The following is a 16,534-nucleotide window of genomic DNA, read 5'->3' on the forward strand; positions in this document are numbered from 1 at the left end:
AGCTCGGCGCGCTCTCGCGGGGGGGGGTCGATCAAGTTCGCGGTGCGCGATGGTCTAGCGAGCTTGTCATGCTGTCAGGAGCGCTTCGCGTCCGTCGTCGCGATGTCCTTGACGGTTCAACGCCAGCGCAAGCTTGATTCATGACAACATTGTTAAATCACGCTTTCGAGATCGTGCGGCAACTCTCCGTTTATCAACATTGCGAGGCGCACTTTCGATGCTCAATTGATCGTGCCTTCAGCGTAACCGATCAGGAGGAATTCAAAATCGACACATTGCAGAGATAGCAACTGCGATTCGTCATCGACCACCTCGAAGCGTATTCTCTCCCGCTGCCAATGACCGATGTCCCTGACGTCCAGACGGAAGCCGTCCATGCGGTCCAGGTGTCCGATCCTGACCTCGACCGCGCCGATGAAGCGCAATTCCAGCCGCGGTTCGGTTCGCGATCGATCCGTCAGGAGCACCAGCTCGACGATGCAGGTCGGTAAAACTGGATCGCGTCGCTGCGCCCGCGATGACGATGCGGCGAGAGCCGCGCGCGTCACTTCCAACTACGTCCGGGGCCGCCTCGGCCGCTTGACCGGATGCAGCCGCGGCGTGCGGGCCACGCGCGGACGTAGTCGCGTCGCTGCCGCGCGTTTCGGCTTGGCAGCGACCTGTGGCCGCGCCAGCTCCATCAGCAGGCGCAGGGCTTCCAGCACCGAGCGCGTGCGCACGGTGCTGCGGCCGATGGCGCCGAAGCGGTGTTCGCGGTGGGTGATGCGGCCGTCGCGGGCGGCGACGGCGAAATGGACCAGGCCGACCGGCTTGCCGGGGGTGGCGCCGCCGGGGCCGGCGATGCCGGTGATGGCCACCGCGAGATCGACGTCGGCGCGTTCCAGGGCGCCGACCGCCATCTGGATCGCGGTCTCCTTGGAGACGGCGCCGAAGGTCTGCAGCGTCGAAGCCTCGACGCCGAGCATCGCGCGCTTGGCCTCGTTCGAGTAGGTGACGAAGCCGCGGTCGATGACGTCGGAGGAGCCGGGGATGTCGGTCAGGGCCGCGGCGACCAGGCCGCCGGTGCAGGACTCGGCGGTCGCGATCATCAGCTTGCGCGACCGGCAGAGGTCGAGCAGCGAGCGGGCCAGCGCGCTGGTAGAGCCGATTTGACGTTCGCTGGCCATGGCTGCGTTGTCCTCATCCGACCGTCAGATCGAAAGCTCCATGAGCGGTGACAGGGTGGTGCGCCTCTAGGCGCTCCACGGCAGACGGATCGTCGCGCTCGCCGTCGCTGCGATGCCTTCCTCGCGGCCGGTGAAGCCGAGCCGCTCGCTGGTGGTGGCCTTGACCGCGATGCGCGAGATGTCGACGCCGGTGATCTCGGCGATGCGGGCGCGCATCTGGTCGCGCAGCGGGCCGATCTTCGGGCGCTCGCAGATCATCGTGACCTCGAGATTGGCAACGCGGCCGCCGCGCGCGGTCACGCGCTCGATGGCGTATTTCAAGAACTGGTCGGATGCGGCGCCTTTCCACTTCATGTCGGAGGGTGGGAAGTGCGAGCCGATGTCGCCATCGGCCAGGGCGCCCAAAATTGCATCAACCAGAGCGTGCAGACCGACGTCGCCGTCGGAGTGGGCAAGGAACCCCTTGCTATGCGGCACGCGCAGGCCGCACAGCCAGACATGGTCGCCTTCGCCGAAGGCGTGGACGTCGTAGCCGGTGCCGGTCCGGATGTCGCCGAGCTGCGCGGCAAGGCGCGCTTCCTCGCGCACGAAATCTTCCGGTGTGGTGAGCTTCATGTTGGCAACATCGCCCTCAAAGGTCGCGACGGTCAATCCCGCCCATTCGGCGATCGCCGCATCATCTGTGAACTCGGTGAGGCCGTCGCGCGCGGCGCGGCGGTGTGCCTCCAGGATCGTGTCGAACTTGAAGGTCTGCGGCGTCTGGGCGATGCGCAGCTTCGCGCGCTCCGGTGTCGCGGTGATGTCGCCGCCCGTGCCGACTTCCTTGATGGTGTCGGTGACCGGCACCACGGGAATCGCCGCGCCGGTCTTGCCGGCCGCTCGAATCGCGCGCGAGATCACGGCGGGCGTGACGAACGGACGCGCGGCATCGTGGATCAGCACGATGTCGGGCTTGTGCGGCGCCAGCGCTTCCAGGCCCGCGAGCACCGAGGCCTGTCGCGTCGCACCGCCATGCGCTGGGGCCTCGTGGCGCAGGCCGAAGACGGCTGCGTTGAAGATGTCGATGTCGTCGGGGTTCACCACCGGCTGGACCACCGCCACCTCGGGGTGATCGGCGAAGGCGGCGAGCGCGCGATGGATGACCGTGCGGCCGCCGATCATGCGATATTGCTTCGGACCGCCGGCGCCGGCGCGCAGGCCACGTCCGGCCGCGACGAGAATGGCTGCAGTCCGCTGAGAAGTCGTCATGGGAACAGGGTATCGATGCTGATGAGGATGATGGGGTTCGCGGCTTCTTACATCTGCAGAAGATGTTAAGCGAGCAGGATCACACGTCGCATGAACGGCACCTGCGATCGCGACACAAGCGCCGGGATCCGCTGGCGCGTTGAGGGGGGCGGTCGCACCTGCCGCCTGCGAGCACCTTGCCGAGCCATGCAAAAATCCGGCGGCTCACGGGTTTACCATGACTGCCGAACAAGCATATTTTGCTGCACTGCACTTGAAATGCCGATCGTCTTGGCTAAAGTGTAGGCATGACGCTTGACTGCACAAGATTTGTGCTTGAGAGTGCAGCGCAGACGCGATGATGCGTCCAAAGAGCTTTAAGAGTCGTTCGTGACCGGTCCGGCCAATACACAAGCCAAAGCCTTGAAGATAGGCGACGTTTCGCTCGCCAACCGGGCCATTCTCGCGCCGATGTCGGGGATCACCGACGCGCCGTTCCGCCGACTCGCGGCCGAGCTCGGCGCCGGGCTGGTGGTGTCCGAGATGACTGCGAGCGACGATCTCGTGCGCGGGCGGTGGATATCCCGGTTGCGCTGCGAGGCGAGCGGCGTCGGGCCGCATGTGGTGCAGCTCGCCGGCTGCGAGGCGCATTGGATGGCCGAGGGCGCGAAGGTCGCCGAGGATGGCGGCGCCGAGATCATCGACATCAACATGGGCTGCCCGGCACGGCACGTGACCGGCGGCCAGTCCGGCTCGGCCCTGATGCGCGATCTCGATCATGCGCTGACCTTGATCGAGGCGACGGTCGAGGCCGTCGATGTGCCCGTGACCCTGAAGATGCGGCTCGGCTGGGACGAGCGCAGCCTGAATGCGCCGGAGCTGGCGCGCCGCGCGCAGGCCGCGGGCGTGCAGTTGATCACCGTGCACGGCCGTACGCGGCAGCAGTTCTACAAGGGCGAAGCCGACTGGAGCGCGGTGCGCGCCGTGAAGGACGCCGTCGATCTGCCGGTCGTCGTCAACGGCGACATCACCAGCTATGAGGACGCGCGCGAGGCGCTCGACGCCTCCGGCGCCGATGCCGTGATGATCGGGCGCGGCGCGCAAGGCCAGCCCTGGCTGCCCGGCCAGATCGGCCGCCGACTCGAGGGCGGTGCGGAAGAGGGCGCGCCGGAGCTGGCGCAGCAGCTCAGTCTTCTCACCGCGCTCTATGACGAGATCTGCCGTCACTATGGCGCGCGTGTCGGCCTGCGCCACGCCCGCAAGCATCTCAGTTGGGGGCTCGACGTCGCCGCCCAGCACGCGCAAGCGCCGGCCGAAAAACTGAAGGCCTGGCGCGACCGTATCCTGACGTCCGAGCAGCCGTCCTTGGTGCATCGGGCGCTGCGTGAGGCCTTCGACGATTTTGCCTGGAGTGCAGCCGCATGAGCTCAGCCGCAGAACAGCGCAAGCGACTTCCCTCGGATGGCGACGCCATCCTCAACGCCCTGCCGAATCCGGTCCTCGTCATCGGCCCGGACGGCATGATCATGGACGCCAACATGGCGGCGGAATCGTTCTTCGATTCCTCCACCCAGTTTCTGCAGCGGCAGTCGCTGAAGAAGCTGGTGCCGTTCGGCTCTCCGCTGCTGGCGCTGATCGATCAGGTCCGCACCACCAGCGCGCCGGTCAACGAGTACAAGGTCGATCTGGGGACGCCGCGCACCGGCGCCGATCGGCTCGTCGACCTGCACGTCGCGCCGCTGCCGGAGCGGCCCGGCCATATCGTGGTGATGCTGCAGGAGCGCACCATCGCCGACAAGATGGACCGCCAGCTCACCCATCGCAGCGCCGCGCGCTCGGTGATCGCACTGGCCGCGATGCTCGCGCACGAGATCAAGAACCCGCTGTCGGGCATCCGCGGCGCCGCGCAGCTCCTGGAGCAGCAGGCCTCCTCCGAGGACCGCATGCTGACCCGGCTGATCTGCGACGAGGCCGACCGCATCGTCACGTTGGTCGACCGCATGGAGGTGTTCGGCGACGACCGCCCGGTGGCGCGCGGGCCCGTGAACATCCATTCCGTGCTCGATCACGTGAAGCGGCTGGCGCAGTCCGGCTTTGCCCGCAACATCCGCTTCGTCGAGGACTACGATCCGTCGCTGCCGCCGGTGCTCGCCAACCAGGATCAACTGATCCAGGTGTTCCTGAACCTGGTCAAGAATGCCGCGGAAGCGGTCGTCGATCTCGGCTCGGATGCGGAAATCCAGCTCACCACGGCGTTCCGCCCGGGCGTGCGCCTGTCGGTGCCCGGCAAGAAGTCGCGGGTGTCGCTGCCGCTGGAGTTCTGCGTCAGGGACAACGGCCCCGGCGTGCCGGAAGACCTGATGCCCAATCTGTTCGATCCGTTCGTGACCACGAAGCCGACCGGAAGCGGCCTCGGACTTGCATTGGTCGCGAAGATCGTCGGCGACCATGGCGGGATCATCGAGTGCGAGTCGCAGCCGCGCAAGACGACCTTCCGGGTGCTGATGCCGATGTACAGCGCAACCAAACAACCAGACCAAAGCCCAAATCACAGCCATGGCGATGACGTTTCGGGGACGCCGTTGCATGCCTCACAGGGATCAAATTGAGGACCACCTATGCCTGCAGGTAGCATTCTCGTTGCCGACGACGATACGGCCATCCGCACGGTCCTGAACCAGGCGCTGTCACGCGCCGGCTATGAGGTGCGGCTGACCGGCAATGCCGCGACGCTGTGGCGCTGGGTGAGCCAGGGCGAGGGCGATCTCGTCATCACCGACGTGGTGATGCCGGACGAGAACGCGTTCGACCTGCTGCCGCGGATCAAGAAGATGCGGCCGAACCTGCCGGTCATCGTGATGAGCGCGCAGAACACCTTCATGACCGCCATCAAGGCGTCGGAGCGCGGCGCCTATGAGTATCTGCCGAAGCCGTTCGACCTGAAGGAGCTGATCGCGATCGTCGGCCGTGCCTTGGCCGAGCCGAAGGAGCGTGCGGCGAGCCAGCCCGACGACGGCGAGTTCGAATCGATCCCGCTGGTCGGCCGCTCGCCGGCGATGCAGGACATCTACCGCGTGCTGGCGCGGCTGATGCAGACCGATCTCACGGTGATGATCTCGGGCGAGAGCGGCACCGGCAAGGAGCTGGTGGCGCGCGCGCTGCACGATTACGGCAAGCGCCGCAACGGCCCGTTCGTTGCGGTCAACATGGCGGCGATCCCGCGCGACCTGATCGAATCGGAACTGTTCGGGCACGAGCGCGGCGCCTTCACCGGTGCCAACACCCGCGCCTCCGGCCGTTTCGAGCAGGCCGAGGGCGGCACGCTGTTCCTGGACGAGATCGGCGACATGCCGATGGAGGCGCAGACGCGGCTGCTGCGCGTGCTGCAGCAGGGCGAGTACACCACCGTCGGCGGCCGCACCCCGATCAAGACCGATGTGCGCATCGTCGCCGCCTCCAACAAGGACCTGCGCATCCTGATCCAGCAGGGGCTTTTCCGGGAAGATCTGTTCTTCCGCCTCAACGTCGTGCCCCTGCGGCTGCCGCCGCTGCGCGAGCGCATCGAGGACCTGCCGGATCTCGTCCGCCATTTCTTCGCGCTGGCCGAGAAGGACGGGCTGCCGCCGAAGAAGCTCGATGCCGCGGCGCTGGAGCGGCTCAAGCAGCACCGCTGGCCGGGCAATGTCCGCGAGCTGGAGAATCTCGCCCGGCGTTTGGCCGCGCTGTATCCGCAGGACGTCATCACGGCGTCAGTCATCGATGGCGAGCTGGCGCCGCCGGCGGTGACCACCGGCTCGAACACGCCGACCTCGATCGACAATCTGGGCGGTGCCGTGGAGGCCTATCTGTCCTCGCACTTCCAGGGATTTCCCAACGGCGTGCCGCCGCCGGGGCTGTACCACCGCATCCTCAAGGAGATCGAGATTCCGCTGCTGACGGCAGCGCTGGCGGCGACGCGCGGCAACCAGATCCGCGCCGCCGATCTGCTCGGCCTCAATCGCAACACGCTGCGCAAGAAGATCCGCGACCTCGACATTCAAGTGTACCGCAGCGGCGCTTGACGGTTATTTGATACCTCTCCAGCGGGCTCGGACCCGCCTCAGGTGAGAATTAATGTAGACAAATCCGCGACGCGCTCCGGCGCCGCGGATTTGTCGCAATTTGGCAACAGCGTGGTAGGAATGCATCAGTCCGATTCCCGGACGTGCCGCGTTCAGCATCACCCACCTTGCCGGAATGACCAGCGCAGAGACATCGGCCACCCCCTTCGATGCGTCGTCCACCGAGGGCCGGCGCTGGACCTGGCGCACCTGGCTGGCGCCGGTGGCGGTGGCGCTGGCGCTGCTGTCGGCCTTCCTCACCTTCATCGTGCTGGTTGGGCTGACCCCGGTCGAGCCCACGACCGACGTGGTCAAGACCTTCTACCTGATCGACGCCGGAACGATCCTGGTCCTGGTCGGGATCATCATCCGCGAGGTCTGGCAGGTGGTGCAGGCCCGCCGGCGCGGCCGGGCGGCGGCACGGCTGCACGTCCAGATCGTCAGCCTGTTCTCGGTGATCGCGGTCCTGCCGGCGGTGCTGGTCGCCGTGGCGGCCAACGTCACCATCGATCGCGGCCTCGACCGGCTGTTCTCCGGACCAGCGAAAGTCGCGATCCAGAACTCGCTGACCATCGCGCGCGCCTACATGCAGGAGCACGCGCAGTTCATCCGCGGCGACATCATCGGCATGGCCACCGACATCGCACGCGCCAGGCCGCTGTTCGACCAGGACCGCGCCAGCTTCCGCGAGCTGCTCACCACCAGCGCCGCGTCGCGCAACCTGCCGGGCGCGATGATCATCGACAAGAACACCAACCCGATCGTCTGGGCCGAGACCGGCGGGGTGCAACTGGCCTATTCGCCGCCGGCGCCGGAGTTCCTCAACAATGTCCGGGAGGAGGAGCCCGAGATCGCGGTCCTGCCGGAGTCGAACTACGTCGCCGCGGTGATCCGGCTGCGCGCATTCAACGACACCTTCCTCTACGTCGCGCGTCCGCTCGATCCGCAGGTCGTCGAGCAGCTCAAGCAGACCGAGCTGTCGGTCGCCGAATACGCCCAGGTCGAGGCGCGCCGCTTCGGCATCCAGATCGCCTTCGCGCTGATGTTCGCGGTGATCGCGCTGACCATCCTGATGGCCTCGGTGCTGATCGGGCTGAACTTCGCCAACTGGCTGGTGGCGCCGATCCGGCAATTGATGAATGCCGCCAACACCGTGTCGACCGGCGATCTCAACGTCCAGGTCCCGGTGCATCGCTCGGAGGGCGATCTCGCCCAGCTCGGCCAGACCTTCAACAAGATGACGCAGGAGCTGCGCACGCAGCGCGACGAGCTGGTCAGCGCCAGCGAATTGATCGACAGCCGGCGCCGCTTCATCGAGGCGGTACTGTCGTCGGCCTCCGCCGGCATCATCGGCGTCGATGCCTCTGGCAGCGTCGGCATCCTCAACCGCTCGGCCGAGAAGCTGATCGGACATGCCGAGCAGGAGGTGCTCGATCATCCGCTCTCCGACGTGCTGCCCGAGCTCGACGACATGATGAAGACGGCGCGCGAGGGCAAGCAGCGGCTGGTGCAGGGTCAGATCACGATCCAGCGCGACGGCCACGAGCGCAATCTGTCGGTGCGCGTCACCGCCGAGCAGACCAACCAGGCGCGCGACAGCTACATCATCACGCTCGACGACATCACCGAGCTGGTGTCGGCGCAGCGCACCTCGGCCTGGGGCGACGTCGCGCGGCGCATCGCGCATGAGATCAAGAATCCGCTGACGCCAATTCAACTGTCCGCAGAGCGAATTCGCCGCAAATTCGGCAAGGTCATCACCGAGGACAAGGCGATATTTGAGCAATGTACCGAGACGATCGTGCGGCAGGTCGACGACATCAGGCGAATGGTCGACGAGTTCTCGCGGTTCGCGCGGATGCCGAAGCCGGTGATGGAAGGCGAGGACGTCGCCGACACCGTGCGGCAGGCCGTGTTCCTGATGAAGGTCGCGCATCCCGAGATCGACATCGAGACCGAGATCAAGCAGGACCCCTTGCGCGCGCAGTTCGATCGCCGCCTGATCTCGCAGGCGCTGACCAACATCATCAAGAACGCCACCGAGGCGATCGAGGTGGTGCCAGAGGCGGAGCTCGGCAAGGGCCGTATCGACGTGGTCGCCTCGCGCGAGGGCGAGGACGTGCTGATCGACGTCATCGACAATGGCATCGGCCTGCCGAAGGTGGCGCGGCAGCGGCTGCTCGAGCCCTATGTCACGACGCGCGCCAAGGGCACCGGCCTCGGGCTCGCGATCGTCGGCCGCGTGCTGGAAGACCATGGCGGCAAGCTCGAGCTGAAGGACGCGTCCGATTTCCGTCCCGGCCAGCGCGGCGCCTGGATGCGGCTGCGCTTTGCCGTCTCCGGCCAGGCCGCGAAGACGGGCGCGAAGGAGCAGGCGGCGGCGTCTGACAATGCGCAGAAGACCGAGGTTGGCGGCGAAACCGCTGACACGGTTCAAACGACCAATGATGAACCAAAAATCCAAGCCGCAACCGGCAGCTGACGAGACAGGCGTGACCCATGGCGAGTGATATTCTGATTGTCGACGATGAAGCCGATATCCGGGAGCTGGTCGCCGGCATCCTGGATGACGAAGGCTTCACGACGCGAACCGCGCGCGACAGCGATTCGGCGCTCGCGGAGATCACGAGCCGCCGTCCCAACCTGGTGTTCCTGGACATCTGGCTGCAGGGCTCCAAGCTCGACGGTCTGCAGCTCCTCGAGCAGATCAAGAAGGACCATCCCGACCTGCCGGTCGTGATGATCTCCGGCCACGGCAACATCGAAACGGCGGTCGCCGCGATCAAGCGCGGCGCCTATGACTTCATCGAGAAGCCGTTCAAGTCCGACCGGCTGATTCTGGTTGCCACGCGTGCGCTGGAGAATTCCCGGCTGAAGCGCGAGGTTCGCGAGCTCAAGCAGCTGGCGCCGACCGCGAGCAGCATGACCGGCCGCTCGCCATCGATGAACCAGTTGCGCCAGACCATCGAGCGCGCCGCCAAGGCCAACAGCCGCATCCTGATCGTCGGCCCTCCCGGCTCGGGCAAGGAGCTCGCCGCGCGTTCGCTGCACGCTCAGTCGCCGCGCTCCGAGGGCCCGTTCGTCGTCATCAACGCCGCCGCGATCACGCCGGAGCGGATGGAGGAGGAGCTGTTCGGCATCGAGCAGTCCAATGGCGAGCAGGCGCGCAAGACCGGCGCGCTCGAAGAGGCCCACGGCGGCACGCTGTTCGTCGACGAGATCGCCGACATGCCGCGCGAGACGCAGAACAAGATCCTGCGCGTGCTGGTCGACCAGACGTTCCAGCGCGCCGGCGGCACCACCAAGGTGCACGTCGACGTGCGCATCATCTCCTCGACCGCACGGAATCTCGAGGAGGAGATTGCCGCCGGGCGTTTCCGCGAGGACCTCTATCACCGTCTGTCGGTGGTGCCGATCCGGGTTCCGCCACTGTCGGAGCGCCGCGAGGACATTCCGGAGCTGATCGACTATTTCATGGAGCAGATTTCGGCCACGACCGGCCTGCCGAAGCGGCAGATCGGCCAGGACGCCATGGCCGTGCTGCAGTCGCATGTGTGGCCCGGCAACGTCCGTCAGCTTCGCAACAACGTCGAGCGGGTCATGATTCTGGCCGCCGGCGGACCGGAGGTGATCATCACCGCCGACATGCTGCCGCCGGATGTGGGATCGATGGTGCCGGCGATGCCGACCAGCAACAATGGCGAGCACATCATGGGACTGCCGTTGCGCGAGGCACGCGAGGTGTTCGAGCGCGACTATCTCATCGCCCAGATCAGCCGCTTCTCCGGCAACATCTCGCGCACGGCCGAGTTCGTGGGCATGGAGCGGTCCGCCCTGCATCGCAAGCTGAAGGCGCTCGGCGTCGGCTGAGGCTCCAGCTCGGCCAAACTTGCCGACTGGACGAATTTACATTGGAAAATTCGTCCATTTCCGGAATTTTACGGATGAATCCGGTTCTTTTGGAACCGGCCTCCTTGCAAGCGGCTTGCCTAATATGCTCGCCTGTCTTCTAATCCGGCATCCCATGGTCCCTCGAGGGGGATCTCAATGGACCATGGGTCACCTCGATGAATCCGGGGCCTGCGATCGGGTCATCGAAGGTTCAATAAGAAAAAGCACAAGACTGCGAGATAACAACAATGGCGGCCGACCGCGCACAAAACCTACAAGACACCTTTCTCAACCATGTCCGCAAGACCAAGACGCCGCTCACGATCTTCCTGGTCAATGGCGTGAAACTGCAGGGTATTGTCACATGGTTCGACAATTTCTGCCTGCTGCTCCGGCGCGACGGTCACTCGCAGCTCGTCTACAAGCATGCGATCTCCACCATCATGCCGGGCGCGCCGATCCAGTTGTTCGAAGGCGGCGAGGACGCGTCTGCGTGAGTGTGACCTGACGTGAGAGTGACCTGATTGGAACCCCGCGATCGCGAAGGGACCATCGGCCTGTCGAGGCCGGATGACAATAAGGGGACCGGGCTCGTCATCGTGGTCGGCCCCTACTTGCGAGCGCGCCGCGGCGACGATGGCGCGCAAGCAGGCCAATCCGACATGCGTGATTTCGAGGCACGGATCGACGAGGCGGCGGGCCTCGCGCGGGCCATCGACCTGACGGTGGCCGAGGCCATTCTCGCGCCGATCGGGCAAATCCGCCCTGCGACCTATCTCGGCAAGGGCAAGGTCGAAGAGATTGCGGGTGTGATCGCCGGCCATGGCGTCGAGCTGGTGGTGATGGATTGCGCGCTGTCGCCGATCCAGCAGCGAAACCTTGAGAAGGCCTGGAACACCAAGGTGCTCGACCGCACCGGCTTGATCCTGGAGATCTTCGGCCGCCGCGCCAAGACGAAGGAGGGCGCGCTGCAGGTTGAGCTCGCGCATCTCAACTATCAGCGCAGCCGTCTGGTGCGGTCTTGGACCCATCTCGAACGCCAGCGCGGCGGCTTCGGCTTCATGGGCGGTCCCGGCGAGACCCAGATCGAGGCCGACCGCCGCCTGATCGGCGACCGCATCACGCGGCTCGAGAACGAGTTGAAGAAGGTCCAGGCGACGCGGCGGCTGCATCGCGCCGGACGCCAGCGCGTGCCGTATCGCGTCGTGGCGCTGGTCGGCTACACCAATGCCGGCAAGTCGACGCTGTTCAATCGCCTGACGCGCGCCGACGTCCAGGCCGCCGACATGCTGTTCGCGACGCTTGACCCGACCTTGCGCGCGATCACGCTGCCGCATGGCGGCAAGGCGATGCTGTCGGACACCGTGGGCTTCATCTCCAACCTGCCGACGCAGCTCGTCGCCGCCTTCCGCGCCACGCTCGAGGAGGTGCTGGAGGCCGACGTGATCCTGCACGTCCGCGACATGTCGCACGAGGATGCCGAGGCGCAGCAGCACGATGTCGAGCTGGTGCTCAGCCAGCTCGGCATCGATCCCGAGGCCACCGACACCATCATCGAGGTCTGGAACAAGATCGATCGTCTCGACCAGGCAGCGCGCGAGAACCTCGCCAACATCGCCGGGCGTCGGCCGCCGGAGCGGCCATGCCTGCTGGTCTCGGCCCAGACCGGGGACGGCGTCGACGCGCTCCTGCAGACGATCGAGGACCGTCTCGCGGCGGCGCGGACCACGCTCGATCTCACCATCGACGCGGCCGACGGCGCCGGCATCTCCTGGCTGCATCGCAACGCCGAGGTGCTGGCCAAGGAGCTGAACGAAGGCCGCTACGACATGACCGTGCGCGTCGACGCCACCAAGCGCGACATCGTGGTCGAGCGCTATCACGGCGTGCCGCGGGTGGCGTGAAACAGTAAAGGTACCCGACCACTATCGATTGCCCCGCGATCGAGCGGCAATCATCCAAATCAGCTGATTTGAGCGCTTATTCTCTATATTCTTTGAGCGTCTCCGGCGGTCGCCTAGTAAGCCACATCAGCATCATCGCGCAGCAGAATCAAACGGATGCAGCCGATTGAACGGCTCTCACAGCCATCTCCGCTCATAGACGCAGATGACTTTACACATAGAAAACTTACAACTAAAACGTGTTAATTCTCAATATTGCCTTGTATCAAGAGCTGCCAACAACCACGCCGTTCAGAAGCGCCTTTCGTCTAAATCAGATTATTTTGTCGAGCGACATGCGGGTTGCGCGTATGGCCTCAAGAGAAAAAATCCGACAGAGTGTCCGAACCTCGATCTTTATGAGATCGATTGGCCGCTGTGAGTACGGGGCTTGTGGGGAAATCGCAGCAAGATGGTCCAATGGGCACATCGAGATGATCGGCGAGCTCTGTCACATCCTGCCGGTGAATGAGGGTAGTCGATCCGAATTCAAGGCGTCGTTTCCGCACGTCGATCTCGATTCTGAGAACAACTTGATGCTGCTTTGCCGAAAGCACCATCACCTGATCGATCAAGAGAAGCCGAGCGAATACCCGCCGGCGATTCTTTTCCAGATGGTCATTAACAAGGCTCGTCACGTCGCCAGATTCGTGGACGACTTGTTTCAGAGTAGTCCATTTAGGTTCGACCACCACGAGTTGGCGCAAGATGTCAGGGTCGGTCGAATATATGACCTGATGAATGAGGCGACCCTGAGTGGACCAAAAGAGGGGCGCAGTCTTCTCCGGCAGGCAGAGCGTGTCCTGGGCGACATTGCGCTCAATCCCTTGGTTGAAACTGCCGTGCAATGGGTGGAGCTGGCGCGACTTGAGCTCAAAACTACGTTGTTGGAGAACGACTATTCCTCGTCTCGATGGGAGAAGGGGCTGCAGGCGAGCATCGCTATACTGAAAACGATAGTAGACCCGCGAAAAGTGCCCGTCGCGGTTTCGCTTATGCTGCTTTTCTTAAGGGATGAATACGGTGTATTCGATGCACAGAGAAAGCTAACGCTGGCGAAGTCGCTGAACGACAAGCTCGATTCCGTTAGTAGTTCAGCTGACGACCGTGACGCATTGGCTTATAGTTTAATTGTAAAGTCATCCGTGGTCAGGTGGCGAGGTCGCTTGCAGCGACTTCAATCACATCAAGAACGCTCGTTCAGCGAAGCTGAACGCTGCGCGAAACGCAGCCTTTCTCTCGTTAGATCCTCGTCGGCGTTGCTGCAGTCTTTGCTCGTGGAATACTCGAAAGCAAGATTGCTCCCCCTGAGGTCGATCGCGGAGTACGATGAACGAATAGCCGCTATAGGCCAAACCTTAGAAAGCCCCGAGCTTTTAGAGTACGGCGCGGCTGCGAAATATCGTCCAATCTTCTATCGACAAACATTTCAATATACCAAGTCGATAGACGCATTTTGGACGGGCATCGATTTCGGATTTCGTCCTGCGTTGAGCCGTGTGGCACACGTCATAGGCGAGGCTTCGACTGCTGCATATTCGCAAGATCGAAGCAGAGGATTGACCATTGTGAATGATGCACTCTCGTTTCTTTCGGAGGCATTGCGTCAGGGATTCGATCATGCCCACAATTTCAAGGCTTGGATTGCTTGCAGGTCCATTGTGGATGAAAAGTGGTTCGATATTAATCTGTTATCCAAGTTTGAGGCTGATCTCGAAGCTCCGAACCAACTCGCGAACATCTTGACGGATGCGCGGCGGCGCTTTTTTGGACAAGACGCGTTCGGCCACGACGTGCTCTTCGGTGTCGATGAAGCAGAGTTCTGGACGATGCTAGGCACTTTGACTGCTCGTTGTAGATCTGATCTGGATCTCGCAATGCGGTTTTTCGAACGCGCCAGTCGCTATGGAGGGCATAGGTTTCCGATACATGCTGCACGTGTGCGGGCCTGCTTGCACGTGAAGCGTCTGGAGGAAGCACGGGCGCACCTGCTTAGGGCCCGGAGCGTGGCAAGCGCGCGATATGGGAGCGCAATCGCTGATCTAGAAGCATCCCTAGCCAGATTGGAAGAGTCACCTGGTCTGTCTCGAAGCTCGGCATGATGCATTTTGTACCTCGTGTCCAAGTTGCTTTCTCCGTGTCGTTCCACAGCTGTCGACACCTTCAGGCAAGACAGCGTCCAGAGTGGCCTCGTCTGCAGGGACGAGTTCGATGTAGGCAAGGAGGTGTTGTAGATCGTCGTTGGCACCGCTCGACTGTCAAGAAGCGTGGCCTCGATCCCGCTGGGCTTCTCGCCAATCGTCACAGGTACCGCGCAGAAGGAGCGGTACGCGCTGATAGCGTCAAACGTGATGTCGTGGCGGAGCGGATTGTTGTTTGCTGCTGTGGGTAGGCCGCACTGGTCGTCTACATCTCTGCACAACTGACCGTCGCGCCGAATCAGGCCGCGCCATTTGGTCGCGCTCGATCGAACTAAAGCGGCGTGATGTCGACGTGCAGCACCGTGGCGCGACCGCCATCGACGGCTGCGATGCAGCGTTCGATGGCTGCATCGAGCGCCTCGGGATCGTCGACCCGCTCGCCATGGGCGCCGAATGCGCAGGCGATGTCGGCAAGACGACGCTGCTCGTCCTGACGGCCGGTGCAGAGCCGGGAAAGAAATGAGTCGGTCTGCTGTGCCACGCCGTCCGGATAGACGCGCTGAACCGATGCCTTCACCGCCTGCCATCCGTTGTTGTCGAGGATCACGGTCAGGATTGGCAGCTGATACTGCTGCGCTACGGCGTAGACGGAATCCGGCGCAGCGAAATGGTAGGCGCCGTCGCCGACGACCTGCACGACGCGGCGTGACGGATTGGCTAGCTTGAGTCCGAGCGCCATGCCGCCGCTGAAGCCGAGGCCGCCGCCGGCCAGGCCCACATAGGTCATCGGCTTGGTGCGGCGAAGCTGCTGTTGCAGGATTGGCGCGTTGCGGACCGCCTCGTTGAGGACGATGTCGTCCTCCAACAGCAGCGCCTGCAACCGCGCAAACAAATAGGCCGGGTTGATCGCTCCGATCCGGCCCTTCTGTGCAGCTGCAGATATCCGTTTCGCCTGCGCGGCCTCGCGTGCCGGCTGCCAGCTCGCGATCCGGTCGCGCACTCTCGTGAGATAGGCGTCGTCGCCACGGGCAACGATGATCTCCAGGACCTGCCGAAGAATGACGGCCGAATCGCCCTGAATGCGGAGGTCGGTGGCAAATCCCCACATCGGGATGTCCGCCTTCAGGGCGTCGATGTCGATCTGAATCCAGCGCAGCCGATCGGCCGCCTTCAGCATCTGCGGAATGAAGGGGACGTCGATGTCGATGAGCAGTCCGAGATCGGCGCCAGCAATAAGCGCGGCAGGGTCGGCGCCAGCAAAGCAAGGGGAGTCCTGGCAGATGTTCATCGTGATGGGATTGAACTCGGCGACCCGGATTCCGCAGACCAGCGCCAGCCGCTCCAGCACAGAGACGGCCTCGGCGGTGCGTCCGAGATAAGCGGTCAGTGCGATCGGATTGTCCGCCTTCATCAGCGCGTCCGCGATCGCCTTCGCGCGTTCCGGCTCGATGCCTCCCGCTTTGACGCTGCCATAGCGCGCGGCCGGGTAGGCCGGCATCGCCTGTTCGTCCCAGGTCTCGGCAAGGGTTTCTCGCGGCAGCATCATGTAGACCGGGCCGGGCGGATCGCTGTGCATGAACGCGGCAGCGCGGGCCACCGCCTCCTTGACGACGACGCCCGACGGCAGCGTGTATTCCCATTTGACATAGGGCCGCACGACGCTGCCCTGATCGAAGCTCTCCTGCACGAAGTGGACGTAGGTGTCACGTCCTCCCGGCAGCTCGCCATGCAGCGCGAACGGAGCCCGCCCAGCGAACAGCAGCACCGGCAGCCGGTAGCGAAAGGCGTTCTGAATGCCCATGCACGCGTTCGCCGTGCCGGCATCGACGTGGACGAACACGGCCTGACCGCGGCCGGTCGCGCTCGCATGGCCCATCGCCATGTGCACCGCGACCACCTCGTGGGGGCACAGGATCACCTCGGGGTGCCGTCGACCTTCGCTGTCCCAGCGTGCAAGTTCCTCGATCAGCGAGACATGATCGGTGCCGAGATTGGCAAAGATGTAGTCGATGCCGCTCTCGACGAGCGCCTCGAGGAAGTAGTGCGCGGTGGTGTGGCGTGTCATG

Annotated in this window: 12 protein-coding genes; 8 read left to right on the forward strand and 4 right to left on the reverse strand. The window is 64.1% G+C overall.

All coding sequences use genetic code 11. The annotated features are described in order from the left end of the window. Nucleotides 1–221: 221 nt before the first annotated feature. From ACQR1E_RS01365 to ACQR1E_RS01375, 3 genes are all read right to left on the reverse strand, one after another. Nucleotides 222–554 (reverse strand): hypothetical protein, encoded by a 333-nt coding sequence (locus ACQR1E_RS01365; RefSeq protein WP_316175395.1) that lies wholly within the window; start codon nt 552–554, stop codon nt 222–224. Continuing rightward, complete coding sequence (locus ACQR1E_RS01370) at nt 555–1,166, reverse strand: CinA family protein (protein WP_315711887.1); 612 nt, start codon at nt 1,164–1,166, stop codon at nt 555–557. Between the two features lie 66 nt (nt 1,167–1,232). Then, nucleotides 1,233–2,414 (reverse strand): bifunctional 2-C-methyl-D-erythritol 4-phosphate cytidylyltransferase/2-C-methyl-D-erythritol 2,4-cyclodiphosphate synthase, encoded by a 1,182-nt coding sequence (locus ACQR1E_RS01375; protein WP_315827594.1) that lies wholly within the window; start codon nt 2,412–2,414, stop codon nt 1,233–1,235. 450 nt (nt 2,415–2,864) lie between these two features. Between ACQR1E_RS01375 and dusB the strand changes: the two genes are divergently transcribed. The 8 genes from dusB to ACQR1E_RS01415 all read left to right on the forward strand — a co-directional run bounded on the left by dusB (nt 2,865) and on the right by ACQR1E_RS01415 (nt 14,429). Beyond that, on the forward strand, nt 2,865–3,818 hold the full coding sequence (dusB, locus tag ACQR1E_RS01380; protein WP_316175428.1) for a tRNA dihydrouridine synthase DusB: 954 nt from the start codon (nt 2,865–2,867) through the stop codon (nt 3,816–3,818). Beyond that, complete coding sequence (locus ACQR1E_RS01385) at nt 3,815–5,002, forward strand: two-component system sensor histidine kinase NtrB (protein WP_315751120.1); 1,188 nt, start codon at nt 3,815–3,817, stop codon at nt 5,000–5,002. Before dusB ends, ACQR1E_RS01385 begins: the two co-directional genes overlap by 4 nt. Nucleotides 5,003–5,011: 9 nt before the next feature. Beyond that, a complete protein-coding gene (gene ntrC, locus ACQR1E_RS01390) occupies nt 5,012–6,454 on the forward strand; it encodes a nitrogen regulation protein NR(I) (RefSeq protein WP_315711890.1) in 1,443 nt (480 codons plus the stop codon). Between the two features lie 175 nt (nt 6,455–6,629). Next, complete coding sequence (locus tag ACQR1E_RS01395) at nt 6,630–8,975, forward strand: sensor histidine kinase NtrY-like (RefSeq protein WP_315711891.1); 2,346 nt, start codon at nt 6,630–6,632, stop codon at nt 8,973–8,975. 17 nt (nt 8,976–8,992) lie between these two features. Beyond that, the gene (locus ACQR1E_RS01400) at nt 8,993–10,363 is read left to right on the forward strand and encodes a sigma-54-dependent transcriptional regulator (protein ID WP_315711893.1); all 1,371 of its coding nucleotides are present in this window, start codon (nt 8,993–8,995) and stop codon (nt 10,361–10,363) included. A gap of 269 nt (nt 10,364–10,632) precedes the next feature. Then, nucleotides 10,633–10,881: an RNA chaperone Hfq gene (gene hfq / locus ACQR1E_RS01405; protein WP_006613906.1), complete on the forward strand. Its 249-nt coding sequence runs from the start codon at nt 10,633–10,635 to the stop codon at nt 10,879–10,881. Nucleotides 10,882–10,908: 27 nt separating this feature from the next. Beyond that, on the forward strand, nt 10,909–12,288 hold the full coding sequence (gene hflX, locus ACQR1E_RS01410; RefSeq protein ID WP_315711897.1) for a GTPase HflX: 1,380 nt from the start codon (nt 10,909–10,911) through the stop codon (nt 12,286–12,288). 473 nt (nt 12,289–12,761) lie between these two features. Then, nucleotides 12,762–14,429, forward strand: coding sequence for an HNH endonuclease signature motif containing protein (locus ACQR1E_RS01415; protein ID WP_434896564.1), 1,668 nt, complete (start codon nt 12,762–12,764; stop codon nt 14,427–14,429). Nucleotides 14,430–14,799: 370 nt separating this feature from the next. Here the strand turns inward: ACQR1E_RS01415 and ACQR1E_RS01420 are convergent, their stop codons facing one another. Continuing rightward, a complete protein-coding gene (locus ACQR1E_RS01420) occupies nt 14,800–16,533 on the reverse strand; it encodes a thiamine pyrophosphate-requiring protein (RefSeq protein ID WP_316235154.1) in 1,734 nt (577 codons plus the stop codon). Between the last annotated feature and the right edge of the window lies 1 nt (nt 16,534).

This window comes from Bradyrhizobium sp. HKCCYLRH1030, from assembly GCF_051168395.1.
Classification (GTDB): Bacteria; Pseudomonadota; Alphaproteobacteria; order Rhizobiales; family Xanthobacteraceae; genus Bradyrhizobium.

Bases quoted from the DNA above. Each gene is read 5' to 3' on its own strand.
- ACQR1E_RS01400 (WP_315711893.1), top strand. From the start codon at position 8,993: ATGGCGAGTGATATTCTGATTGTCGACGATGAAGCCGATATCCGGGAG.
- ACQR1E_RS01415 (WP_434896564.1), top strand. From the start codon at position 12,762: ATGATCGGCGAGCTCTGTCACATCCTGCCGGTGAATGAGGGTAGTCGA.
- ACQR1E_RS01395 (WP_315711891.1), top strand. From the start codon at position 6,630: ATGACCAGCGCAGAGACATCGGCCACCCCCTTCGATGCGTCGTCCACC.
- dusB (WP_316175428.1), top strand. From the start codon at position 2,865: ATGTCGGGGATCACCGACGCGCCGTTCCGCCGACTCGCGGCCGAGCTC.
- ACQR1E_RS01385 (WP_315751120.1), top strand. From the start codon at position 3,815: ATGAGCTCAGCCGCAGAACAGCGCAAGCGACTTCCCTCGGATGGCGAC.
- hfq (WP_006613906.1), top strand. From the start codon at position 10,633: ATGGCGGCCGACCGCGCACAAAACCTACAAGACACCTTTCTCAACCAT.
- ACQR1E_RS01420 (WP_316235154.1), bottom strand. From the start codon at position 16,533: ATGACACGCCACACCACCGCGCACTACTTCCTCGAGGCGCTCGTCGAG.
- ACQR1E_RS01370 (WP_315711887.1), bottom strand. From the start codon at position 1,166: ATGGCCAGCGAACGTCAAATCGGCTCTACCAGCGCGCTGGCCCGCTCG.
- ACQR1E_RS01375 (WP_315827594.1), bottom strand. From the start codon at position 2,414: ATGACGACTTCTCAGCGGACTGCAGCCATTCTCGTCGCGGCCGGACGT.
- ntrC (WP_315711890.1), top strand. From the start codon at position 5,012: ATGCCTGCAGGTAGCATTCTCGTTGCCGACGACGATACGGCCATCCGC.